We start from the raw sequence: 22,226 nt of genomic DNA, 5'->3' as shown, positions 1-22,226 counted from the left end.
CCTCACCCGCAGTGCTCCACGAAACGCGCGGCGGCCTCCGGGGAACCCGCCCAGTGGGTGTGCACATAGCTCGCGTGCACCCCGCCCTGCACGAAGCCCTCGACCCTCCGCTCGGGCTGCCGCAGCCCCCACGCGGCCGCCGCCCCGGCGCCCGGCTCGATGACGGTCCGGTGGAACTCGTGCCCCCGCATCCGCGCCCCCGCGGGCGCGAGCACGCTGTCGCTCACGGCGACGGCGTCCCGGTACCCGAGGGTGAGCCGCTCGGACATCCGCGCGTCCGCGTCGAGCACCCCGCACATGGGGGTGCCGTCGAGCGACCGCGCGAGATACAGCAGCCCGGCGCACTCGGCCGCGATGGGCGCCCCGGAGGCGGCGAGCACGGCGACGGCCTTCCGCAACGGCTCGTTGGCGGACAGCTGCTCGCCGTACATCTCGGGGAAGCCGCCGCCTATGACGAGCCCGGTCGTCCCCTCGGGGAGGGCCTCGTCCCGGAGCGGGTCGAAGGTGACGACCTCGGCACCGGCCGCGGTCAGCAGCTCGGCGTGCTCGGCGTAGGAGAAGGTGAACGCGGCACCGCCGGCCACCGCCACACGAGGGGGGCGGTCGTCCCGGACCCTCCTCACCACCTCGGGCGACCAGGCCTCCGCGGACAGCTCGGGCGCACTCCGCGCCAACGCGAGCAGCGCCTCCAGATCGCACCCGGCGCGCACCTGCTCCGCCTGCGCGGCCACCGCCTCCACCGCCGCCGCCTGCCGCTCGGCCACCGGCACGAGCCCGAGGTGCCGCGAGGGCGTGGCCACCGCCGGAGCCCGCCGCAGGACACCCAGCACCGGCACCCCGGACTCCCCGAGCGCCTCCCGCAGCAGATGCTCGTGCCGATCCGTCGCGACCTTGTTGAGGATCACGCCTCCGATCCGCACCTCCGGGTCCCAGGACGCGAAGCCGTGCACGAGCGCCGCCACCGACCGCGACTGCGACGAGGCGTCGACGACCAGCACCACGGGCGCCTTGAGCAGCTTCGACACCTGTGCGGTGGAGGCGAGTTCGCCCTGGTCGGCGGCCCCGTCATACAGGCCCATGACACCCTCGACGACCGCCAGGTCGCACCCGCGGGCGCCGTGCTCGAAGAGCGGCGCGATCAGCCCCGTACCGCACATGTACGCGTCGAGGTTGCGGCCCGGGCGCCCCGTGGCGAGCGCGTGGTAGCCGGGGTCGATGTAGTCCGGTCCGACCTTGTGCGGCGAGACCGCCAGGCCACGGCCGGCGAACGCGGCCATCAGGCCGGTCGCGACCGTGGTCTTGCCCGCGCCCGACGAGGGCGCGGCGATGACGAGACGTGCTACCACTCGATGCCCCGCTGGCCCTTCTGACCGGCGTCCATCGGGTGCTTGACCTTGGACATGTCGGTGACGAGATCCGCGAAGTCGACGAGCTCCTGCGGCGCGTTGCGGCCGGTGATCACGACGTGCTGGTGCCCGGGACGGTCGCGCAGCACCTCGACGACCTCCTTGACGTCGATCCAGCCCCAGTGCAGCAGGTACGCGAACTCGTCCAGGACGTAGAACGTGTACCGCTCCTCCGCCAGGTCCCGCTTGACCTGCTCCCAGCCCTCGCGTGCCTTGTCCTCGTGGGACTGCTCGCCCTCGGCGACCTCGCGCTGGATCCAGGACCAGCCCTCACCCATCTTGTTCCAGGTGACGGTGCCGCCCTTGCCCGTCTCGCCGAGCGCCTTGAGGGCGTTCTCCTCGCCGACCTTCCACTTGGCGGACTTCACGAACTGGAACACCCCGATGGGCCAGCCCTGGTTCCAGGCGCGCAGCGCCATGCCGAACGCGGCGGTCGACTTCCCCTTGCCGACGCCCGTGTGCACCATCACCAGCGCGCGGTTGCGGCGCTGACGGGTGGTGAGACCGTCGTCGGGAACGACGGTCGGCTGTCCCTGCGGCATTAAGCGGCCCTCCTGGCAGTGGTCTTCCGGTGTCCCTGTACGTCCCGGACGAGGCCGGCGATCGAGTCGGCGCGCAGCTCGTCCAGGGTGACGGCGGTGCCGCCGAGTTCACGGGCGAGCTCCCGGGCGAGCCCGAGCCGCACCGGTCCGGTCTCGCAGTCGACGACGACGGAAGCCGTGCCGTCGGCGGCGTGCAGCCGCGCCGCGCGGGCGGCGAGCGCCACCGGGTCGGCGCCGCCGCCGGTCGCCCGTCCGTCGGTGACGACGACGAGCAGCGGGCGGCGCGAGGGGTCCCGCAGCCGCTCGACGCGCAGCACGTCATGGGCCTTGAGCAGACCGGCGGACAGCGGGGTGCGGCCACCGGTGGGCAGCTTCTCCAGCCGGGCGGCGGCCGCGTCGACGGACGAGGTGGGCGGCAGCGCCACCTCGGCGTCACGGCCCCGGAACGTGATGAGGCCGACCTTGTCCCGCCGCTGGTAGGCGTCGAGCAGCAGGGAGAGGACCGCGCCCTTGACGGCGCTCATCCGCCGCCGGGCCGCCATCGAACCGGACGCGTCGACGGCGAACAGCACCAGGTTCCCCTCGCGCCCCTCCCGGGTCGCCTGCCGCAGGTCGTCCCGGCGGACCACGAGTCCGGGGCCGGTCCGCCCGCGGGCCTTCTGGTACGGGGCGGCGGCCTGCACGGTGGCGGCCAGGTGCAGCTTGGTCAGCGCGCCCCGGGGACGTACGGATCCGGTGGTACGGCCGTGCTCGGTACGGGCCCGGGAGCGGCGCCCGGCCGCGCCCTCGCCCAGACCGGGGACGCTGAGCACCTTCGTACGGAAGGGCTCGGAGGCGGCGACGGCGGCGCGCTCACCGGAGGCGGCGCCCTGGGGGGCCGGTTCGGGGGAGGACGACGGTGCGGGCGGGGAGGTCTCCTCGGGAACGGGGGAGTTCTCGGCGGCGGGCCCGTCGCCCTGCGGCGGAACGCCCCCGCCGGGGCCGCCGTCCCCCGGACCGCCGTCACCGGGGCCGTCGGGCTCGGGGTCCTCGTCCGGCTCCTGGTCCTGGCCCTTGAACTCCTCCAGGGTCTCGTCGAGCTTGTCCTCGTCGAGGCCGGGAGCGTCGAAGGGGGAGCGGCGCCGCCGGTGCGGGAGGGCGAGGAGGGCGGCCTGCCGCACGTCCTCGGAGGTGACCTCGGTGCGGCCGGCCCAGGCGGCGAGCGCGGTCGCGGTGCGGGCCATGACGATGTCGGCGCGCATGCCGTCGACCTCGAAGGCGGCACAGGTGGCGGCGATCTGGAGCAGCACGTCGTCGCCGAGCGTCACCTGGGGCAGCGACGCCCGCGCCGCGACGATCCGTTCGCGCAGCGCGGTCTCGTCCGCCGCCCAGCGGTCGGCGAAGGCGGCGGGGTCGTCCTCGAAGGCGAGCCGCCGCCGGACGACCTCGACGCGCTGCTGCGGGTCGCGCGAGGCGGCGACCTCGACGGTCAGTCCGAACCGGTCGAGGAGCTGGGGCCGCAGCTCGCCCTCCTCGGGGTTCATGGTTCCGACGAGCAGGAAGCGGGCGGCGTGCCGCACGGAGACGCCCTCGCGCTCGACGTAGGAGGACCCCATGGCGGCGGCGTCCAGCAGATGGTCGATGAGGTGGTCGCTGAGCAGGTTGACCTCGTCGACGTAGAGGATCCCGCGGTGGGCGGAGGCGAGGAGCCCGGGCTCGAAGGCCTTGACGCCCTCGCTGAGCGCCCTCTCGATGTCGAGCGAGCCGACGAGCCGGTCCTCGGAGGCGCCGACGGGCAGTTCGACCATCCGCGCGGGCCGCTCGGTGCCCGGCGCCGTCCCGTGCGGGCCGTCGGGGCAGCCGAGGTCCGGCGAGGCCGGGTCACAGCTGAACCGGCAGCCGGCGACCACGGGCACGGTGGGCAGCAGTTCGGCGAGCGCGCGCACGGCGGTGGACTTGGCGGTGCCCTTCTCGCCCCGTACGAGCACACCGCCGACGGCCGGGCTGACGGCGTTGAGCAGCAGCGCGAGACGCAGGTCGTCCATGCCGACGACGGCGGTGAACGGATAGCGGGTACTCATCGGCCGGTCACTCCTTCAGATCGCGAATGTTCGAACGACGGCCCGGGGCCGTCGACGGCGTGGAACGCCCCACGGGGGGCGTCCGCGGACCTCTCGGCGAGCCGCCCCGCGCTCACGGCGCACCGGGCGGCACGAACGGCAGCCCCGAAGGAGCTCCCTCCTCGATCAACCGGAGCAACGCGTCGGTGTCCGCGTGCTCCTCGATCAGATCCCCCAGCCGGTCCAGCTGTTCCTCCCGCAGCGTCCCGAACGACGTGTCCGGCGCCGGCACGAACCGGCGCCCGGCCGCCGACGCGACCTCCCGCAGGAAGGCCCGCCGGAACCCGTCGCTCTCCAGGGAGCCGTGCCAGTGCGTACCCCACACGGACCCCACCCGGCACCCGTCGAGGAACGGTTCCCCGCCGCGCACCTCTGCGACGCCGTGGTGGATCTCGTACCCCTCGACCCGTTCCCCGAGCGCCGAGCCCACCGGCCGGGCGAGCGTCTTCTCGCGCGCGAACCGCACCCGTACAGGCAGCAGTCCGAGCCCGTCGACGGCTCCCGCCCGGGACTCCACCTCGTCCTCGATGTGCTCGCCGAGGACCTGGAAGCCGCCGCAGACGCCGAGCACCGGACGGCCCTCGGCGGCCCGCCGCGCCAGCGCGTCGGCGAGGCCGCGCTCCCGCAGCCAGGCGAGCGCCTTGACCGTCCCGCGCGTGCCGGGCACCACGACCAGATCCGCGTCGACGAGCTCCTCGGCCCGGTCGACGAACCGCACGACGACACCCGGCTCGGCGGCCAGCGCGTCCACGTCGGTGAAGTTGGACATCAGCGGCACCGCGCAGACCGCGACCCGCAGCACGTCCTCGCCGACCGGCGGCGCGACGACGGACTCGCGCACCGCACCCCGCAGCGAGACCCGCAGGCCGTCCTCCTCGTCGATGCCGAGCCCGTGGGCGTACGGCAGGACGCCGAAGGTCCGCCGCCCGGTGAGTCCCTGCAGCATGTCCAGGCCCGGTTCGAGCAGGGCGACGTCACCGCGGAACTTGTTCACGAGGTAGCCCGCGATCAGTTCCTGGTCCTCGGGCGCGAGCAGCGCCGTCGTACCGAAGAACTGGGCGAAGACCCCGCCCCGGTCGATGTCGCCGACGACCACGACGGGCAGCCGCGCGGCCCGCGCGATGCCCATGTTGACGATGTCGGTGCGCCGCAGGTTGATCTCGGCCGGGCTGCCCGCGCCCTCGCAGATCACCGCGTCGTACGTGCTCCGCAGCTCCTCCAGGCAGGCGAGGACCGGCTCGAAGAGCTCCTGCTGCCGGCCCCCGTGCAGCGCTTTCCCGGGGGACGACCCCCCGGGCCCGCCGAAGAACCCGCGGGCGCTCAGCTCACCGACCGGCTTGCCCATCAGGACGACCTGGCTGGACCGGTCGCTGCCGGGCTTGAGCAGGACCGGGTTCATCAGCGCGGTGGGCTCCACCCGCGCGGCCTGCGCCTGCATGGCCTGGGCGCGCCCGATCTCGGCGCCCTCCCGCGTGACGAAGGAGTTGAGGGACATGTTCTGCCCCTTGAACGGCGCCACCTTCAGCCCCTTGCGGACCAGCCAGCGGCAGATGCCGGCCGTCACGACGCTCTTGCCGGCGTCGGACGTGGTCCCGGCGACGAGCAGTCCCCCACCCCTCATGCGTTCCTCCGCTTCCGGGTCGACGCGGCCAGGGCGCCGATGATGATCCGGCCGCCCGCACAGGCGGCCAGAGTGAGTCCGGTGACCCGGCGCGACAGGCGTACGGCCCGGTCGATGTCGGTCACCTCGACGGCCCGCCCCTCACCGTTGAGCACCGGCCGGTACTCGACGCGGCCGCCGTACGACAGGGTGCCCCCGAGGCGGACGCCGAGGGCGCCCGCGAAGGAGGCCTCGACGGGGCCCGCGTTGGGGCTGGGGTGCTGCGCCGCGTCGGACCGCCAGGCCCGCAGCGCACCGCGCGGGTCTCCGCCGGCGACGGTCGCGAGGACGGCCGTCAGCCGGGCCCCGGGCCAGCCGGCCACGTCGTCGAGCCGGGCCGAGGCCCAGCCGAAGCGGCGGTGGCGCGGCGACCTGTGGCCGACCATCGCGTCGAGGGTGTTGACGGCCCGGAAGCCGAGGAGGCCGGGCACGCCCGCGACCGCGCCCCAGAAGAGGGCGCCGACCACGGCGTCGGAGGTGTTCTCGGCGACCGATTCGACGACCGCGCGGGCCATCGCGGGCCCGTCCAGGGACTGCGGGTCGCGCCCGCAGAGATGCGGCAGCCGCTCCCGGGCCACGTCCAGGTCCCCGGCGGCGAGCGCGCCGCCGATCGCGCGGGCCTCCCGCCCCAGGGTCGTACCGCCGACGACGGCCCACACGGAGGCGGCGGTCAGGGCGACGGCGGCGGCCGGCCGGTTCCGTACGGCCCGGGCGGCGAGCGCTCCGACGGCGACGGCGGAGCCGGCGCAGACGGCGGTGTGCAGGGCGCCCCAGCCGCGGTGGTCGTGGTGGAGGCGGTTCTCGACCGCGGCGGCCGCCCGGCCGAACGCGGCGACGGGATGTCCGCGGCGGGGATCGCCGACGAGCAGGTCGAGGGCGAGACCCGCGGCCGCTCCGTACGCGAATCCGTTCGGGGAAAGACGGCTGGCACTGCTGCGGCCGGGCATGGCGCATGTCCTCACTCAGGGTCCGCGCCCTGGATCGACGTGACCGGCGGCGAGAGTTCCTGACTCCCGGACCCCTCGGATCCGGTCACAGTGGCGGGACCGCGCCGGATTCGCACCGGACTTCCTCTGCTGCCGCCGTAATGGCCTCGGCAGTCCACCACGGCCCGAGAACAGCCGTCAACTCACCCTTGACCTGCATCGGGTCACTGTGCGAAGCACCACAAACACGACGGCGGGGCGGCCCGCACCCGAAGGTGCGGACCGCCCCGCCGGCCGGGCTCGGACCGTCAGGCGACGATCAGGTAGATGCCGTACGCGACGGCCGCCGCGCACAGGGCGAAGCAGGCGTAGGCGGAGGTACGGGCCAGGACCGCGGAGCCGCCGCGGGCGGCGGCCTCCTCCTGCTTGGTGAGGCCGACGATGCCGAGGGAGAAGAGGCCCACGAGGGCGACGGTCGCCACGAGGCTGACTCCGAAGACGGAGCCGAGAGCTGCCCAGTCGATCTTCATGTCGTTGGTTCCTTAGACCGTGGCGGCGGGGGCCGGGGGAGCGGTCGGGTCGGTGGGGGCCGGCGCGGGGATGGTGGCCTTGAGGTCTTCGTCCGTGACGGCGGCGAAGGAACCGGCGGCCGGCGGCGGGGTGACGGCCGCCATGGCCGTGGTCACGACGCCCGCGGGCTCGGCGTCGAGGTCGTCGGCGGTGACGTTGTGGTGGTCGACCGGCTTGCGGCGGGAGAGCGACCAGATGACGCCCGAGCCGGCGATCAGCAGGACCGCGACGGCGGCGATGCCCCAGGGGCCCTGCTTGGTGAGGAACTCGGCACCGGCACCGACCACGGCCGCGGCGGGCAGGGTCAGACCCCAGGCGACGAACATCCGGGTGGCGGTCGACCAGCGGACGACGCCGCCCTTGCGGCCGAGACCGGCACCCATCACGGCACCCGAGCAGGACTGGGTGGTGGAGAGCGAGAAGCCCAGGTGGGAGGAGGCGAGGATGACCGTCGCGGCGCTGGTCTGGGCGGCGAAGCCCTGCTGCGGCTGGAGGTCGGTGAGGCCCTTGCCCATGGTGCGGATGATGCGCCAGCCACCGAGGTACGTACCGAGGGCGATGGCGACACCGGCGGAGACGATGACCCACAGCGGAGGGTTCGAGCCGGGGGCGACGACACCCTGGGTGACCAGGGCGAGGGTGATGATGCCCATCGTCTTCTGGGCGTCGTTGGTGCCGTGGGCGAGGGAGACGAGACCGGCGGAGGCGATCTGGCCGGCCCGGTAGCCCTTGGCCGTGGCCTTCGCCTCGGGGTTGGCCTTGATCCTGTACGTCAGCTTGGTGGCGGCCATCGCGGCGAGGCCGGCGACGAGCGGCGCGGCGACGGCCGGGATGAGGACCTTGGTGACGATGGTCGGGCCGTTCACGGCCGACCAGCCGGCCGACATGACCGCGGCACCGATGAGACCGCCGAAGAGGGCGTGGGAGGAGCTGGACGGAAGTCCGAGCAGCCAGGTCAGGAGGTTCCAGAGGATGGCGCCGACCAGCGCGGCGAAGATCACCTCTGTACGAATGCCCTCTTCGTTGATGATCCCGCCGGAGATCGTCTTGGCGACCTCCACGGACAGGAACGCGCCGACGAGGTTCAGCGCGGCGGACATGGCCACCGCCGTCTTCGGCTTGAGAGCACCGGTCGAGATGGTGGTGGCCATCGCGTTCGCGGTGTCGTGGAAACCGTTCGTGAAATCGAACACGAGAGCTGTCACGACCACAATGGCGAGCAGCAGCGTGATGTGTTCCATTTACCCAGGCAATCGTTTGACGTCAGTGGCTGGACGAACGTAAGCAACCTGGGTGAACGGAAGATGAACTGGGTCGGGCGGTGTGGTGTCCCAAACCGGTGTCAACAGATTCCGCTTACGGTCCCGCAGGGCCGGCTGTCCACGATGCGGTCACCCCGCAACCCCGGGTAATCCGGGCCATCACCGGGCACATGCGACCTGCCCCGGTTCCTCCACCGTCACCCGGTTCCGCTCCCTGGACGGAACCATCCGACCGGGGGACCCCGCGGGCGAGACCCATGTCACTCCCCGGGGGCCCGGAGGCCCCGCGAGCCGCGACCCCCGCCGCCCCTTCCCGGCGAGACCCCCGCCCGGGTCCGTACGGGTCCCACCGGTGGCACTCCGCCCGCACCCTGCCGAGACTGGGAGCGTGCGCCCGGCTACAGCGACGGCAGCGGCCGTCACCACTCTGCTCGGTGTCGGCGCGGTCGCGTTCGCGGCCGGCCGGTACGCCAGCGACGTCGCCCTCAAGGTGCCGTCCGGACGTCCCCTGCCCGGGGATCCCAAACTCACCGTGCACGCCACGGGCCCCGAACGGATCACCCTCACCCGCAGCCTCGCCTCACTGCGCCCCGGCACGTACGGAATGGAGGGGCACGGCCAGCACGCGGTCGCCGGCCCGGTCCTCGACCGCGTCCCGCACACCGCGGACACCGTCGTCCGCCGCCTCGAACGCGTCGAGCGCGGGGTCCTCGGCCCAGGCTCCCGCGTCCGCCTCACCCCCCAGCTGCACATCGGCACGCCGATCAGCGCCCTCGGGCTCGCCCACGAGGACGTCGAGATCCCCGGCGAGCTCGGCCCCCTGCCGGCCTGGCTGGTGGCCGCGCCCCGCACCACCTGGGTGATCGCCCTGCACGGCCTCGGCACCACCCGCGAGCACCCGCTGAACGTCGTCCCCTTCTTCAACCGCCGCAAGATCCCCGTCCTCGTCCCCGCATACCGAGGCGACGAGGGAGCACCGGCCTCCCCGGACGGCCTCGCCCACCTCGGCGACTCCGAGTGGCGCGACGTCGACGCCGCCATCCGCTACGCCGTCCACCGGGGTGCGTCGAAGGTCGTGCTGCACGGCTGGGGGACCGGGGCCTCGATGGCCCTGCGCGCCGCCGCCGAGTCCGGGGTGCGCGACCGGATCGGCGGCCTCGTCCTCGACTCGCCCGTCCTGGACTGGGAGGCCACCCTCCGCAACCTCGCGGCGGCCCACCATGTCCCCGCCCCCCTGCTCCCGCTCGCGGTCCGCGCGGCCCAGGGCAGGACCGGACAGCACGGCGACCTCCTGGAGGACGTCTCCGAGCCGGGCGCGCTGCGCGTCCCCGTACTCCTCTTCCACGGCCCCGACGACACCCTCGCCCCCTGGGAACGGTCCGTCGAACTCGCCGCCCGCCGCCCCGACCTGGTCACCCTCCAGACCGTCCGGCACGCCCCGCACGCGGCGATGTGGAACGCCGACCCGGTCCGCTACGAGGAGGCGCTGCGCCGCTTCCTCACCCCGCTCCTCTAGGCCCGGACGGCGCCCCGACACCGCCCGGACGGCACCCCGACGGCGCCCCGACAGTGCCACGAAGGAGGCCGTCGGGGGACGGCACGGCCGATTCCGATTGGGCTTTCGGGCCGTCAGCGGGAAGACTGCCCCCGTGACGTCTCGAAAGCCCGATGAACCATTGGCGCGCAACTCCAGACTCCGACTCGTCCGCCCGCGGGCGCTGGCCACCGCCCGACGGGCCGTGACGACCCGGCGCACCCGGCCGGCGCCGCGGCCGCCCGAGGGCACTCCGCCCCGTGCGGAGCTCGCCCGCCAGGCCCGGCACGTCCTCGCCGACGCCGTACGGATCGCCCGCTGGGCGGCCGTCGAGCGCGGCGCCACGGCGGCACCCCGCAGCGGCCCCGGAGCCGCTCCCGCCCAGGAACGGGCCGCCGCCGCACTGAACCTGACGCCCGGCCAGATCCGGGCCGGCTGGGACCGCGCCCGGCTCGCCGGCCTCGTCGAGCTCCACGGCGACACCGCCCGCCCCGGCTGGCGGCTGCACGCCTGGGACCGTGACGACTCCGCCGTCCTGCGCGGCTGGGTCGCCCTCTTCGACGCCTGGTCCCTGGTGCACCCGGCCGCCGAGGGCGTCGCGCCGAGCGCCGTCGCCGAGGTCGTGGAAGCCCTCCCGCAGGTCCTGTCGCTGCTCCAGCTCTCCCAGGGCCCGGTGCTCGTCCCCGCCCTGCTCGACCTGCTCGGCCAGCGCGTCGCGGAGCTGCGCGAGGAGCGCTGCGAGGTCCCGGGGGCCGAACAGGCCGCCGCCGGGACCACCGAGGCGCCCGCCGGGAACGGCACGGACGGGCCCGACAGCACCGACGGCCTCCCGGCCCTGCTCGACTGGGCGCTCGAAGGCCTGGCGGCCGTCGGCGCGCTCACCCTGGCCCCCGGTGCGGAGGGGCGTCACGCCACCCTTACCCCGCTCGGCAACTGGGCGGTCTGGGTCAAGCTGGAGCAGATCTGCGTCGCCGCGCAGAGCCCCGCGGGGAACATCGAGCAGTCCGCCGAGGACATGCTCCGCGGCTGCGCCCGGCTCACCCCCGGCCCCGCCCGCGCCGAGTACCGCGCCTGGCTCGCGGCCCGCACCCTCTCCAGCGCGGTGAGCGAACTCCTCACCGTCGCCCGCGGCGAGGACGCGCTGCTGCGCGGGCTCGCCTTCGAGGCGCTCCGGGTCGTCGGCGCCCCCGCCGAGGCCGAGGTGCGGGCCACCGTCGCCGAACCCTCCCTGCGGCCGTACGCGCTGCTCTGGCTCGCCGAGTACGAGGGTGCCGACCCCGACGACGCCCAGGAGGTCCTCACCCGCGAGGAGTCCACCTGGCTCTGGGTCGACACGGCTGCGGCCGTCGCCGACCACGGAGAGAGCGAGCTGCTCGTCCGGCACCTCGACTCCGCCGTGCAGGGCACCGTCCCGGCGCTCCTCGACGAGATCAGGGCCGTCGGCCACCCCCGTACGGTGCAGGTGCTGGTCGCCCTCGCCGCCGCCCACCCGGACCCGGCCCTGGCCAAGGCCGTCCGCCGGGCCGCGTTCCAGGTCCACACCGGCGGAGCGTGACGGGTTCCCCCGCCCGGGGATCCCGCAGGGAGACCTCCCCGGCGCCCGGCTACTCCGCGGCGCCGGGGCTGTACGTCCCGAAGCTCCAGATGTTGCCCTCGCCGTCCCGCGCCATGTAGTCCCGCGAGCCGTACTCCTGGTCCCTGGGCGGCATGACGATCTCGACGCCGTGGGCCACCGCCCGCGCGTGGTGCTCGTCGACGTCGTCCACGTGCACGAACACCCCGACCGGACCGGCGTCGGTCATCAGCTTGTCGAACTCGCTGCCGGTGCCCTTGCTGCCCAGCATCACCATGCCGTTCCCGTACGACAGCTCGGCGTGCGCCACTCGTCCGTCCTCGGTCTCGTACACGGCGTTCGCACGGAAGCCGAAGCCGTCCGTGAGCAGGCTGATCGCCGCCTTCGCGTCCTCGTACGTCAGCGTCGGACAGATGTGGGGAGCCTCAGCCATCCCGATCACTTCCTCTCGATCCGGTCGAATGTGACCCGGGTCTCAGTCTGGCAGTCCCCCCGGGCGATCAGCGGAAGGTGTTGCACCGCGCCATGTCGCCCGTCCGGTAGCCCTCGTAGAACCACTGCTGGCGCTGGGCGGCGGAGCCGTGGGTCCAGTTCTCCGGGGTCACCCGGCCCTGGAACCTCTCCTGGATCCGGTCGTCGCCCACCGCGGCCGCCGCGTCCAGGCCGTCCCTGATGTCCTCGTCCGTCAGCCGCGTGAGCAGCGGCCGGCCCGTGCGGTCGTCGGGCGTGGTCGTGGCGTGCCGGGCCCACACCCCCGCGTAGCAGTCGGCCTGGAGCTCGACCCGCACGGCGTTGGAGTTCGCGCCGGTCCGCCCGTCCTGGGCACGGCTCAGGGTCCCCATCAGGTTCTGGATGTGGTGGCCGTACTCGTGCGCCACCACGTACGCCTGGGCGAACGGTCCGCCGCTCGACCCGAACTTGGTGCGCAGCTCGTCGAAGAAGCCGAGGTCCAGATAGACCTGCCGGTCGCCGGGGCAGTAGAAGGGACCCACGGCCGAGGTCGCGGAACCGCAGGCGGTCGGGACCCGCTGGCTGAACATCACGGTGTCGGCGCTCCCGTAGGTGCCGCCCCGGCGGGCGTACTCGCCGCGCCAGAAGTCCTGGACGCTGTTGACGACGGCGACGATCCGGCAGTCCTCGCGGGTGTTGGCGTCCGAGCCCTTCTTGCAGGTCTGTGCCACCTGCCCGGCTCCGGAGGAGCTGGCCACCGGCTCGTCACCGCCCGAGGAGAGCCCGAGCTGGTCCGGCCCCACCCCGAGGAACAGGCCCAGGATCAGGGCGATGAAGCCGATGATGCCGCCGCCGACGGTCGCCTTCCCGCCCGGGATGCGGCTGCTCCGGACGTCCTTGACCTCCGAGGTGTCCAGATCGGCGTCGTCGTCGAACTGCACGGTCCACCACCCTCCGCGTCACAGCCGCGGCAGAGGCCGCCGCCCTGCGCCGAGTATCGATCGATCTCCACGTACTCGCCCCTTTTGTTCAGACAGGGGAGGTTATGTGAGAAAGCTCCGATCGCACCCCGGGGCGCCTCATGGCCGAAAAGCAGTTGCAGGGGCCCGTTAGACTGGCCGTATGGCCATTCTCCCCGTGCATTAGCGGCGTCGAAGCCCTCCCTCAGTCGTCCTTCCGCCGTTTCCCATCGCCCTGGAGTCTGTCCGTGATCACCGCTTCCGGCATCGAGCTGCGCGCCGGCGCCCGAGTCCTCATCGAGTCCGCTTCCTTCCGCGTCGCCAAGGGCGACCGCATCGGCCTCGTCGGCCGCAACGGCGCGGGCAAGACCACCCTCACCAAGTGCCTCGCGGGCGAGGGTGTCCCCGCCGCCGGCCAGATCGCCCGCTCCGGCGAGGTCGGCTACCTCCCGCAGGACCCGCGCACCGGCGACCTCGACGTCCTGGCCCGCGACCGCATCCTCTCCGCCCGCGGCCTCGACGTCCTCCTCAAGAAGATGCGGATGAACGAGGAGCGCATCGCCACCGGCGCCGGCGCCACCCGCGAGAAGGCGATGCGGCAGTACGAGCGCCAGGAGACCGAGTTCCTGACCAAGGGCGGGTACGCGGCCGAGGCCGAGGCCTCCACCATCGCCGCCGCGCTGGGTCTGCCCGACCGGGTCCTCGGTCAGCCGCTGCACACCCTCTCCGGCGGTCAGCGCCGTCGGGTCGAGCTCGCCCGGATCCTCTTCTCGGACGCCGACACGCTCCTCCTCGACGAGCCGACCAACCACCTCGACGCCGACTCCATCGTCTGGCTGCGCGACTACCTGAAGAGCTACCGCGGCGGCTTCATCGTGATCTCCCACGACGTCGACCTCGTCGAGACCGTGGTCAACAAGGTCTTCTACCTGGACGCCAACCGCTCCACCATCGACGTCTACAACATGGGCTGGAAGCTCTACCAGCAGCAGCGCGAGGCCGACGAGAAGCGCCGCAAGCGCGAGCGCCAGAACGCCGAGAAGAAGGCCGCGGCCCTCAACTCGCAGGCCGACAAGATGCGCGCCAAGGCCACCAAGACCGTGGCCGCGCAGAACATGGCCAAGCGGGCCGAGCGCCTGCTCTCCGGCCTGGAGGCGGTGCGCGCCTCCGACAAGGTCGCCAAGCTCCGCTTCCCCGACCCCGCGCCCTGCGGCAAGACCCCGCTGACGGCCGAGGGGCTCTCCAAGTCCTACGGTTCGCTCGAAATCTTCACCGATGTGGATCTCGCGATCGACAAGGGCTCGCGCGTCGTCATCCTCGGCCTCAACGGCGCGGGCAAGACCACGCTGCTCCGGCTGCTCGCCGGCGCCGAGAGGCCCGACACCGGCGAGGTGACCCCGGGCCACGGTCTCAAGCTCGGCTACTACGCCCAGGAGCACGAGACGCTCGACCCCGAGCGCAGCGTCCTGGAGAACATGCGCTCGGCCGCGCCCGACCTCGACCTCGTCCAGGTCCGCAAGACGCTCGGCTCCTTCCTCTTCTCCGGCGACGACGTCGACAAGCCTGCCGGAGTGCTCTCCGGCGGCGAGAAGACCCGTCTGGCCCTGGCCACCCTGGTCGTCTCCTCGGCGAACGTGCTGCTCCTCGACGAGCCCACCAACAACCTGGACCCGGCCAGCCGCGAGGAGATCCTCGGGGCCCTGCGGACCTACAAGGGCGCCGTCGTCCTCGTCACCCACGACGAGGGCGCGGTCGACGCGCTGGAGCCGGAGCGGATCATCCTGCTCCCGGACGGCGTCGAGGACCTGTGGGGCCCGGACTACGCGGACCTGGTCGCGCTCGCCTGACCCGGAGAGAGCCGGGTGATCATGCCCGGCTGGATCATTCGGCCCACGGGTGATCCTTCATCTGAGTGAGGGCGTCTCGTACACCCCGGCGCGGTGCTCTGCCGAATCCTTCCGGCAGACCCGCGCCGTACGTGTGTCCCCCTGTCTCGCTGACCTGCTGATTCCCGCACCGGGCGCCCCGGAGCCCGGATTCAGACCCAGCGGAATCTGACCTTCCGGTCGTGACGATCGCGCGCTCGTCCACAAACCCGGCGGCATGGACCTTGTCGAATGGGTGGCCAGGACGGACGGGAGGGGTGATCATGAGAAGTCCAGAGCGCACTTCCCATGAGGAGGCACGGGTGGCCGAGACTCTGAAGAAGGGCAGCCGGGTGACCGGCGCCGCGCGCGACAAGCTCGCGGCAGACCTGAAGAAGAAGTACGACTCCGGTGCGAGTATCCGGGCGCTGGCCGAGGAAACGGGCCGCTCCTACGGATTCGTCCATCGGATGCTCAGTGAGTCCGGAGTCACGCTGCGTGGACGCGGCGGAGCGACCCGGGGCAAGAAAGCCGCCTCGGCCTGACACAAGGACGCCTCGACCGGGCCACCGGATCTCGCGGTGGCCACCCGGTCGGCCATCGCGCCGGCCAGGTGGTTACTGTGCAGTCACTTAGCATTTCGCATGCAGTGTGCTGCACCGTAACCGGAGGCGCCCCATGACTACGCTCGACGACTCTGAGCTCGTATTCGACAAGGACGGTGTACGGCTCACCGTCGAGGACGCCGTTGCCACGGTGACCCTGACCAATCCGGCGAAGCGCAACGCTCAGTCTCCCGCTCTGTGGCGGGCGTTGACAGAAGCCGGCCGGTCGTTGCCCGGCAGCGTGCGGGTCGTCGTTCTGCGCGGTGAGGGACAGTCCTTCTCCGCCGGACTCGACCGGCAGGCGTTCACGCCCGAGGGCTTCGACGGAGAGCCGTCCTTCCTCGATCTCGCGCGTGGTTCCGACGCGGACCTCGACGCGGTCATCGCCGAGTACCAGGAGGCGTTCACCTGGTGGCGCCGCAGCGACCTCGTGTCGATCGCGGCCGTCCAGGGACACGCCATCGGCGCGGGCTTCCAGCTCGCTCTCGCCTGCGACCTGCGGGTCGTCGCCGAGGACGTGCAGTTCGCCATGCGCGAGACCAGCCTGGGTCTCGTCCCGGACCTGACCGGGACGCACCCGCTCGTCTCGCTCGTCGGCTACGCTCGCGCGCTGGAGATCTGCGCCACCGGCCGCTTCGTCCACGCGGAGGAGGCCGAGCGCATCGGTCTCGCCAACCTGTCCGTCCCCGCCGACGAGCTCGACGCGGCGGTACGGGACCTCGGCGCCGCCCTGCTCGCGGCGCCGCGCGACGCGGTCACCGAGACCAAGGCGCTCCTCCAGGGCGTCTCCGGCCGCTCGTACGAGGAGCAGCGCGTCGCGGAGCGCGCCGCCCAGGCCCGCCGCCTGCGCGACCTCGCGGGCCTCGGCGACTGACGCCTGCCCGCGCCCGCCGCCTGCCCTAGGGCCTGTCGTCAAACTCCCGTCTGCCCCGCGACGCCTGGCACGCACTCTCGCCGCACCGGGCGAAAGCCCGAGTACGTCCAGTACGAGGGCTTCCTCCCGGCACACCGAGAGCACGCACCAGACGCCGCGGGGCCGCCCTCCGGGCGACGACGGGATTTTGACGACAGGCCCTAGCGCAGGTCCGACACCACGACCGTGACCGCGGCGCCCTCCGGGGCGAGCGCGGTCACCGTCGCGCGCAGCGCGCGCGCCACGTCCAGGGGGCGGGCCCCGGCCGTCACGGCCACCTCCACCCGCACCTCGTCGGGCGTGCGACGCACCGGCGGCCCCAGTGTGTCCGTCATCGCCGCGACTCCCGTCACGCCGAGCGCCGCGAGCGCCACGGGGTCGTCCGTCGCGGGCGAGGTCGGCCCGGGCGGGGGAGCGGCTCCGGCGTCCGGCTCCGGCGCCGTGTCGAGCAGCTCCGCCACCCTGAGGTCCACCGCGCCGACCACCAGCCCGAGCCCGTCCTCGGCGGCGGTGAGCAGCGCCGCCCGCAGTTCCCCGACGAGCTCCGGCAGCGGGCGCCGGGCGACGGCGCCGAACGAGGCCGTGACGATCACGGCACCCGATTCCGGATCGTCGGCCGCGTCCGCCGGTCCGATCCGCAGTCTGCCGGGCACCACACCCCGTACGGCCGAGGCGGCCCGGCCGAGTACCTCGCGCACCGCCCGCTCGGTGATCCAGGCCCCCTCCGCCGCTCCGAGGGGCAGCAGCCTGCCCGGAGCGAGGCGGTCCCGCACCGCCGCCGTCCAACCCTCACCTGTCGTCATTACCCCAGCCTGCCGTATTCCCGGGGCGAGACCGGGTAAGCGCCCTTAATGTGGGCGAAGAACCCCGAAATATCCTAGAAGGGGCGAAAGGTAATGACGGACAGTACGTATTCCACCGAGTCCGGCGGTGACGAACCGCGCCGGACCTCGGTCACCAAGCGGGGCGGCGGCGCGCCCGCCACCCGGGGCCGGACCACCATCGCGGACGGAGTCGTCGAGAAGATCGCCGGACTCGCCGCCCGTGACGTCGAGGGCGTCCACGCCATGGGCAGCGGCATCTCCCGCACCTTCGGCGCCGTACGCGACCGGGTGCCCGGCGGGGGCGGCGCCAAGTCGAACGTCACCCGCGGGGTGAAGGCCGAGGTCGGCGAGGTGCAGACCGCGCTCGACCTGGAGATCGTCGTCGACTACGGCGTCTCCATCGCCGACGTCACCGGCGACGTCCGGGAGAACGTCATCGCGGCCGTGGAGCGCATGACCGGCCTCGAGGTCGTCGAGGTCAACATCGCGGTCAGCGACGTGAAGCTGCCGGACGAAGAGGAAGACGAGCCGGAGTCACGGCTCCAGTAGCCCCGACGGTTGGGCACAGGGGCTCAGGAGGACTCGGAAAGGGGTCAGGAATGAGCATGGCGGTGGTCGGCCTGGTGGCCGGCATGGCTCTCGGCTTCGCCGGATACTTCGGCGGCTTCGGAGCGTTTGTGCTGGTCGCGGCCTTGGGAGCGATCGGCTTCGTGGCGGGCCGCTTCCTCGACGGCGACCTCGAACCCGGCGACCTCTTCCGGGGCCGCGACCGCGGCGACCGGCGGCGGTGACCCGGGGTGGCAACCGACCTGGCCTCCCCGGACCCGGTGCGTGACCGGGGCGCCACCTCGATCGCCGACCGGGTCGTGGCGAAGATCGCCGCCCAGGCGGCCAGGGAGGCCGTGGGCACCGTCCCCGAGGGCGGCTCCGGACCGCACGCCTCGGTCGTCGTCCACCGGGACGTCGCCCGGGTCGCGGTGAGCCTCGACCTCGACTACCCCACCGACATCGGGGCCCGGTGCGGCGCCGTCCGGGGACGGGTACGCGCACGCGTGGAGCAGCTCGTGGGCATCGAGGTCCACGAGGTCACCGTCCAGGTGGAACGCCTCCACTCCCCGCTCACCCGCCGTTCCACCCCGAGGGGCCGCCTCTCATGACGACACCTCCCGAACAGCCTCCCGCGCACGGGCCCGCCCCCGGCGACGAGCCGACCCGGGCCCGCGGCGACACCGACCCGCGTCCCGACGCGGCCCCCGGTTCCCCCTCCGACGACGTCCCCGTCCCCACCGACGCCGTCCCGGCGCGCCGGGTCCGCCGCTTCTGGGCGGTCCGCCGCATCCCGGCCGCGGTTCTCGCGGCGCTCGTCCTCGGCGGGGCCGGGCTCCTGCTCTACGACGTGGCGGCCGTCCGGTCCGACCGCCAGGCCATGGCCTGGCGGCGCGAACTCGCCGACGGACTCGCGACCCGGCCGCTCGACGACACCTGGGTCGTCGTCGGCGCGGCCGTCGCGGTCGTCCTCGGCCTCTGGCTGCTGATCCTCGCCCTGACCCCCGGCCTGCGCGCCGTCCTCCCGATGCGCCGCGAACACGCGGACGTACGGGCCGGACTCGACCGGGAGGCCGCGGCCCTGGCCCTGCGGGACCGGGCCATGGAGGTCTCCGGCGTGCAGTCCGTCCGGGTCCGGATGGGTCGCTCCAAGGTGGCGGTCAGGGCCCTCTCGCACTTCCGGGCGCTCGACGAGGTCAGTGCCGACGTGGAGACGGCCCTCGCCGCCGGCATCGAAGAGCTGGGACTCGCCCACCCGCCCGCGCTGACCGTACGGGTGGCCCGGCCGCCCAGGAAGGCGTGAGCCATGAACCACGAAGAGGTGCCCCGGTGACGGTCGTCCTCCGGCGCGTCAACCGCGTCCTGCTCGGCCTCGCCGGGCTGCTGCTCGTCGTCGGCGGAGGGGGAGTCCTCGCCGCCGCCCTCGATCTGTCCGTCCCGTCCTGGTGGCCCTGGTCGGGCCCCTCGGACGTGCTGCTGTCCGCCGCCGACCGGCAGCGCTGGCGCGACGAGGGCTGGTGGTGGCCGGTGGTCATCGCGGTCCTCGGCATCGTCGTCCTGCTCGCGCTGTGGTGGCTCCTCGTCCAGTTCCGCCGTGCCCGGCTCGCCGAGGTCGTCGTCGACAGCGGCGACGGCGAGGTCGCGGTGCTGCGCGGCCGGGCCCTGGAGGGCGTCCTGGAGGCGGACGCCACGGCCCAGGACGGGGTGGCCAAGGCCCGGGTCTCCCTCACCGGCCGCCGGGCCGCCCCCCGGACCCGCGTCGCGCTCCTCCTGGAGCCGCACGCCTCCCCGGGGGCCGCCCTGACCACGCTCAGCACCCGGGCCCTGGCCCACGCGCGGACCTCCACCGGCCTGCCCGCGCTGCCCACCGAGGCACGCCTGCGGGCGGTGAAGCACCGGGCCCGCAGGGTCGCCTGAGGTTCAGAACCCGGCGCGCGCCCCGCCGTCCACCGGGAGCATCAGACCCGTGAGGTACGAGGCGGCCGGCGACAGCAGGAACGCCGCCGTCCGCCCGAACTCCTCCGGGGTCCCGTAGCGGCGCAGCGGGATGGCGGCCTCGTTGGCCGCGCGGGTCGCGTCCGCGTCGCCCGAGAGCGAGTCCAGGAACCGCACCCGGTCCGTGTCGATCCGGCTGGGCAGCAGGCCGATGACGCGCACCCCGCTCGGGCCGAGGTCGTTGGCGAGGGACTTCGCGAAGCCCGCGAGCCCCGGGCGCAGACCGTTGGAGATGGTCAGACCGGGGATCGGCTCGTGGACCGAGCCGGACAGGACGAAGCCGATGACGCCGCCCTCGCCGAGCGTCTCGGCGGCCGCGCGGGCCAGTCGTACGGCCCCGAGGAAGACGGTGTCGAACGCGGTGGCCCAGTCCTCGTCGCTGTTGTCGGCCGCGAAGCCGGGCGCCGGACCGCCGACGCTGATGAGGATGCCGTCGAAGCCGCCGAACCGCGCCCGCGCCTCGGCGACGAGCCGCGCCGGGGTCTCCGGGTCGGTGTTGTCGGCTGCGATGCCCGCCGCACCCGGCCCCAGCTCGGCCACGGCCTCGGCGACGGTCTTCTCGTCGCGGCCGGTGACGAGCACCTTGGCCCCCTCGGCGAGCAGCGCCTCCGCGGAGGCCCGGCCGAGCCCCCGCGTCGCCCCGGTCACCACGTACACACGGTCCTTCATCCCAAGATCCATGGGCCCTATCCTGCCGGGTCCTGATCCTCGGCTGCCAGTGCGAGCGCCGTGCCCACCAGGCCGATGTGGCTGAAGGCCTGCGGGAAGTTGCCCAGCTGGCGGTCCGTCACCGGGTCGTACTCCTCCGCCAGGAGGCCCACGTCGTTGCACAGGGCCACGAGCCGTTCGAAGAGCGCGCGGGCCTCCTCGCGCCGGCCGCAGAGCCGGAGCGCGTCCGCGAGCCAGAAGGAGCAGACCAGGAAGGTGCCCTCCTCGCCCGGGAGACCGTCCACCGCCTCCGCGCCGGTGCTGTAGCGGCGTACGTAGCCGCCGTGCGTCAGCTCCGCCTGTACGGCGTCCACCGTGCCCACCACCCGGGGGTCGTCCGGCGGCAGGAAGCCGACCTGGGGGATGAGCAGGGTCGCGGCGTCCAGCTCCTGGGAGCCGTACGACTGGGTGAAGGTGTTCCGCACGGGGTCGTAGGACCGGGCGCACACCTGCGCGTGGATCTCGTCCCGCATCGCCCGCCACCGCGCCGCGTCCCCCGGCAGCGAGGGGTCCGCCTCCAGGGTCCGCACCGCCCGGTCGGCGGCCACCCAGGCCATCACCTTCGAGTGGGTGAAGTGCCGACGGGGGCCGCGCACCTCCCACAGTCCCTCGTCGGGCTCGCGCCAGGTCGACTCCAGGAAGCCGAGCAGGCTCAGCTGCAGGTTCCAGGCGTGCCGCTCCGCGGGGATCCCGGCCTCACGCGCGCGGTGGAGCGAGTCCATGACCTCGCCGTACACATCGAGCTGGAACTGGTCCACGGCCGCGTTCCCGGTCCGTACCGGCGCCGAGTCGGCGTAGCCGCGCAGCCACGGCAGGGTGGTCTCGGGGAGCCGGCGCTCCCCGGCGGGCCCGTACATGATCTGCAGGTCGGCCGGGTCGCCGGCGACCGAGCGGAGCAGCCAGTCCCGCCAGGCGCCCGCCTCGTCGACGTATCCGGCGGCGAGCAGCGCGCCGAGGGTGAGGGAGGAGTCGCGGAGCCAGCAGGCGCGGTAGTCCCAGTTCCGCACGCCGCCGACCTCCTCCGGCAGGGAGGTGGTGGGCGCGGCCATGATCCCGCCGGTCGGGGCGTACGTGAGGGCCTTGAGGGTGATCAGCGAGCGCAGCACCGCCTCCCGGTACGGCCCCCGGTAGGTGCAGCGGCCCGACCACTCCCGCCAGTCCGCCAGGGACTGCTCCAGGGCCGTGTGGGGGTCGATGAGATCGGGACGCGGCTCGTGCGAGGGGTGCCAGGTCATCACGAAGGCGACCTTCTCGCCGGCGCCGACGGTGAAGGAGGAACAGGTGGAGAACTGCTGGCCCCAGGTCTTCACCGGCGGCTCGCTGCGCAGCCAGACCGCGTCGGGCCCGGCGACGGCGACCCGGTGGCCGTCCGCGCGGCGCATCCAGGGCACGACCGAGCCGTAGTCGAAGCGGAGCCGCAGGACGGCGTCCATCTCGACGGTGCCGCTGACGCCCTCGACGATCCGCATCAGATCGGGGGCCCTGTCCCGCTGCGGCATGAAGTCGACGACCTTGACCGTGCCCGTGCGGGTCTCCCAGTAGGTCTCCAGGACCAGGGAGTCCTCGGCGTATCTGCGCGAGGAGCAGGTCGTGGCGCCCTTGGGGGCGATCCGCCAGTGGCCGTTGTCCTCGTCGCCGAGGATCGCGGCGAAGCAGGCGGCCGAGTCGAAGCGGGGCAGACACAGCCAGTCGACCGACCCGTCGCGGCCGACGAGCGCGGCGGTCTGGAGATCGCCGATGAGGGCGTAGTCGTCGATACGTTGCGTCACGCTTTGGGCTGTTCCCGGAA

At 73.6% G+C, this 22,226-nt stretch carries 22 protein-coding genes and 1 riboswitch; of the genes, 10 read left to right on the top strand and 12 right to left on the bottom strand.

Annotated elements, in window-relative coordinates:
• Positions 1-2: 2 nt before the first annotated feature.
• The 7 genes from OG392_RS09105 to OG392_RS09075 form a co-directional block, all read right to left on the bottom strand.
• Positions 3-1,346, bottom strand: a complete 1,344-nt coding sequence (locus tag OG392_RS09105) for a cobyrinate a,c-diamide synthase (RefSeq protein WP_329277420.1) — start codon at positions 1,344-1,346, stop codon at positions 3-5.
• Positions 1,340-1,948 carry a cob(I)yrinic acid a,c-diamide adenosyltransferase gene (cobO, locus tag OG392_RS09100; protein ID WP_329277418.1) on the bottom strand — a complete coding sequence of 203 codons (609 nt, stop codon included), beginning with the start codon at positions 1,946-1,948 and terminating at the stop codon, positions 1,340-1,342. Before cobO ends, OG392_RS09105 begins: the two co-directional genes overlap by 7 nt.
• Positions 1,948-4,008, bottom strand: a complete 2,061-nt coding sequence (locus tag OG392_RS09095; RefSeq protein ID WP_329277415.1) for a putative cobaltochelatase — start codon at positions 4,006-4,008, stop codon at positions 1,948-1,950. Before OG392_RS09095 ends, cobO begins: the two co-directional genes overlap by 1 nt.
• A gap of 112 nt (positions 4,009-4,120) precedes the next feature.
• Positions 4,121-5,668 carry a cobyric acid synthase gene (locus tag OG392_RS09090; protein ID WP_329277413.1) on the bottom strand — a complete coding sequence of 516 codons (1,548 nt, stop codon included), beginning with the start codon at positions 5,666-5,668 and terminating at the stop codon, positions 4,121-4,123.
• Positions 5,665-6,654: a cobalamin biosynthesis protein gene (locus OG392_RS09085; RefSeq protein WP_329277411.1), complete on the bottom strand. Its 990-nt coding sequence runs from the start codon at positions 6,652-6,654 to the stop codon at positions 5,665-5,667. Before OG392_RS09085 ends, OG392_RS09090 begins: the two co-directional genes overlap by 4 nt.
• A 34-nt stretch (positions 6,655-6,688) precedes the next feature.
• Positions 6,689-6,828: riboswitch (cobalamin riboswitch) on the bottom strand.
• A 113-nt stretch (positions 6,829-6,941) separates the two neighbouring features.
• A complete protein-coding gene (locus OG392_RS09080) occupies positions 6,942-7,163 on the bottom strand; it encodes a hypothetical protein (protein ID WP_329277409.1) in 222 nt (73 codons plus the stop codon).
• Between the two features lie 12 nt (positions 7,164-7,175).
• On the bottom strand, positions 7,176-8,444 hold the full coding sequence (locus OG392_RS09075) for an inorganic phosphate transporter (RefSeq protein ID WP_329277407.1): 1,269 nt from the start codon (positions 8,442-8,444) through the stop codon (positions 7,176-7,178).
• Positions 8,445-8,853: 409 nt separating this feature from the next.
• Between OG392_RS09075 and OG392_RS09070 the strand changes: the two genes are divergently transcribed.
• Positions 8,854-9,981, top strand: a complete 1,128-nt coding sequence (locus tag OG392_RS09070; protein ID WP_329277405.1) for an alpha/beta hydrolase — start codon at positions 8,854-8,856, stop codon at positions 9,979-9,981.
• A gap of 133 nt (positions 9,982-10,114) precedes the next feature.
• Positions 10,115-11,554 carry a hypothetical protein gene (locus tag OG392_RS09065; protein ID WP_443054724.1) on the top strand — a complete coding sequence of 480 codons (1,440 nt, stop codon included), beginning with the start codon at positions 10,115-10,117 and terminating at the stop codon, positions 11,552-11,554.
• Positions 11,555-11,603: 49 nt separating this feature from the next.
• On the opposite strand, the gene OG392_RS09060 is transcribed toward OG392_RS09065, so the two are convergent.
• Positions 11,604-12,005: a VOC family protein gene (locus tag OG392_RS09060; protein WP_329277403.1), complete on the bottom strand. Its 402-nt coding sequence runs from the start codon at positions 12,003-12,005 to the stop codon at positions 11,604-11,606.
• Between the two features lie 67 nt (positions 12,006-12,072).
• Positions 12,073-12,963, bottom strand: coding sequence for a KPN_02809 family neutral zinc metallopeptidase (ypfJ, locus tag OG392_RS09055; RefSeq protein WP_329277400.1), 891 nt, complete (start codon positions 12,961-12,963; stop codon positions 12,073-12,075).
• 266 nt (positions 12,964-13,229) lie between these two features.
• Between ypfJ and OG392_RS09050 the strand changes: the two genes are divergently transcribed.
• The 3 genes from OG392_RS09050 (at position 13,230) to OG392_RS09040 (ending at position 16,325) form a co-directional block, all read left to right on the top strand.
• The gene (locus tag OG392_RS09050; protein WP_329277398.1) at positions 13,230-14,828 is read left to right on the top strand and encodes an ABC-F family ATP-binding cassette domain-containing protein; all 1,599 of its coding nucleotides are present in this window, start codon (positions 13,230-13,232) and stop codon (positions 14,826-14,828) included.
• A 341-nt stretch (positions 14,829-15,169) separates the two neighbouring features.
• Complete coding sequence (locus OG392_RS09045) at positions 15,170-15,391, top strand: helix-turn-helix domain-containing protein (protein ID WP_006123601.1); 222 nt, start codon at positions 15,170-15,172, stop codon at positions 15,389-15,391.
• Positions 15,392-15,524: 133 nt separating this feature from the next.
• Positions 15,525-16,325, top strand: a complete 801-nt coding sequence (locus tag OG392_RS09040) for an enoyl-CoA hydratase/isomerase family protein (RefSeq protein WP_030322673.1) — start codon at positions 15,525-15,527, stop codon at positions 16,323-16,325.
• A gap of 200 nt (positions 16,326-16,525) precedes the next feature.
• Here OG392_RS09040 and OG392_RS09035 read toward each other — a convergent pair whose 3' ends face one another.
• Positions 16,526-17,167: a hypothetical protein gene (locus OG392_RS09035; protein WP_329277395.1), complete on the bottom strand. Its 642-nt coding sequence runs from the start codon at positions 17,165-17,167 to the stop codon at positions 16,526-16,528.
• Between the two features lie 93 nt (positions 17,168-17,260).
• Here OG392_RS09035 and OG392_RS09030 point away from each other — a divergent pair, with 93 nt between their 5' ends.
• From OG392_RS09030 to amaP, 5 genes are read left to right on the top strand one after another with little or no spacing between them, the layout of a single operon-like run.
• Entirely contained in the window at positions 17,261-17,737 is a 477-nt protein-coding gene (locus OG392_RS09030) for an Asp23/Gls24 family envelope stress response protein (protein ID WP_329277393.1), read from the top strand.
• A 50-nt stretch (positions 17,738-17,787) separates the two neighbouring features.
• Complete coding sequence (locus tag OG392_RS09025) at positions 17,788-17,979, top strand: hypothetical protein (RefSeq protein ID WP_055602871.1); 192 nt, start codon at positions 17,788-17,790, stop codon at positions 17,977-17,979.
• A 6-nt stretch (positions 17,980-17,985) separates the two neighbouring features.
• Positions 17,986-18,345 (top strand): Asp23/Gls24 family envelope stress response protein, encoded by a 360-nt coding sequence (locus OG392_RS09020; RefSeq protein WP_329277389.1) that lies wholly within the window; start codon positions 17,986-17,988, stop codon positions 18,343-18,345.
• The gene (locus tag OG392_RS09015) at positions 18,342-19,037 is read left to right on the top strand and encodes a DUF6286 domain-containing protein (RefSeq protein WP_329277388.1); all 696 of its coding nucleotides are present in this window, start codon (positions 18,342-18,344) and stop codon (positions 19,035-19,037) included. Before OG392_RS09020 ends, OG392_RS09015 begins: the two co-directional genes overlap by 4 nt.
• Before the next feature lie 26 nt (positions 19,038-19,063).
• A complete protein-coding gene (amaP, locus tag OG392_RS09010; RefSeq protein ID WP_329277386.1) occupies positions 19,064-19,651 on the top strand; it encodes an alkaline shock response membrane anchor protein AmaP in 588 nt (195 codons plus the stop codon).
• A 3-nt stretch (positions 19,652-19,654) separates the two neighbouring features.
• On the opposite strand, the gene OG392_RS09005 is transcribed toward amaP, so the two are convergent.
• Together OG392_RS09005 and OG392_RS09000 are read right to left on the bottom strand one after the other, a co-directional pair.
• On the bottom strand, positions 19,655-20,410 hold the full coding sequence (locus tag OG392_RS09005; RefSeq protein ID WP_329277384.1) for an SDR family oxidoreductase: 756 nt from the start codon (positions 20,408-20,410) through the stop codon (positions 19,655-19,657).
• A gap of 5 nt (positions 20,411-20,415) precedes the next feature.
• A complete protein-coding gene (locus OG392_RS09000) occupies positions 20,416-22,206 on the bottom strand; it encodes a glycoside hydrolase family 15 protein (protein WP_329277382.1) in 1,791 nt (596 codons plus the stop codon).
• Positions 22,207-22,226 lie beyond the last annotated feature (20 nt).

Origin of the sequence: Streptomyces sp. NBC_00691 (genome assembly GCF_036226665.1) — a bacterium.
GTDB lineage: Bacteria > Actinomycetota > Actinomycetes > Streptomycetales > Streptomycetaceae > Streptomyces.
Note: the sequence above shows the minus strand (reverse complement) of the source record. Positions and strands in the feature narration are given on the sequence as shown.

Bases quoted from the DNA above. Each gene is read 5' to 3' on its own strand.
- OG392_RS09005 (WP_329277384.1), bottom strand. From the start codon at position 20,410: ATGGATCTTGGGATGAAGGACCGTGTGTACGTGGTGACCGGGGCGACG.
- OG392_RS09085 (WP_329277411.1), bottom strand. From the start codon at position 6,654: ATGCCCGGCCGCAGCAGTGCCAGCCGTCTTTCCCCGAACGGATTCGCG.
- OG392_RS09015 (WP_329277388.1), top strand. From the start codon at position 18,342: ATGACGACACCTCCCGAACAGCCTCCCGCGCACGGGCCCGCCCCCGGC.
- OG392_RS09030 (WP_329277393.1), top strand. From the start codon at position 17,261: ATGACGGACAGTACGTATTCCACCGAGTCCGGCGGTGACGAACCGCGC.
- OG392_RS09060 (WP_329277403.1), bottom strand. From the start codon at position 12,005: ATGGCTGAGGCTCCCCACATCTGTCCGACGCTGACGTACGAGGACGCG.
- OG392_RS09080 (WP_329277409.1), bottom strand. From the start codon at position 7,163: ATGAAGATCGACTGGGCAGCTCTCGGCTCCGTCTTCGGAGTCAGCCTC.
- OG392_RS09075 (WP_329277407.1), bottom strand. From the start codon at position 8,444: ATGGAACACATCACGCTGCTGCTCGCCATTGTGGTCGTGACAGCTCTC.
- OG392_RS09025 (WP_055602871.1), top strand. From the start codon at position 17,788: ATGAGCATGGCGGTGGTCGGCCTGGTGGCCGGCATGGCTCTCGGCTTC.
- OG392_RS09035 (WP_329277395.1), bottom strand. From the start codon at position 17,167: ATGACGACAGGTGAGGGTTGGACGGCGGCGGTGCGGGACCGCCTCGCT.
- OG392_RS09090 (WP_329277413.1), bottom strand. From the start codon at position 5,668: ATGAGGGGTGGGGGACTGCTCGTCGCCGGGACCACGTCCGACGCCGGC.
- cobO (WP_329277418.1), bottom strand. From the start codon at position 1,948: ATGCCGCAGGGACAGCCGACCGTCGTTCCCGACGACGGTCTCACCACC.
- OG392_RS09040 (WP_030322673.1), top strand. From the start codon at position 15,525: ATGACTACGCTCGACGACTCTGAGCTCGTATTCGACAAGGACGGTGTA.
- OG392_RS09095 (WP_329277415.1), bottom strand. From the start codon at position 4,008: ATGAGTACCCGCTATCCGTTCACCGCCGTCGTCGGCATGGACGACCTG.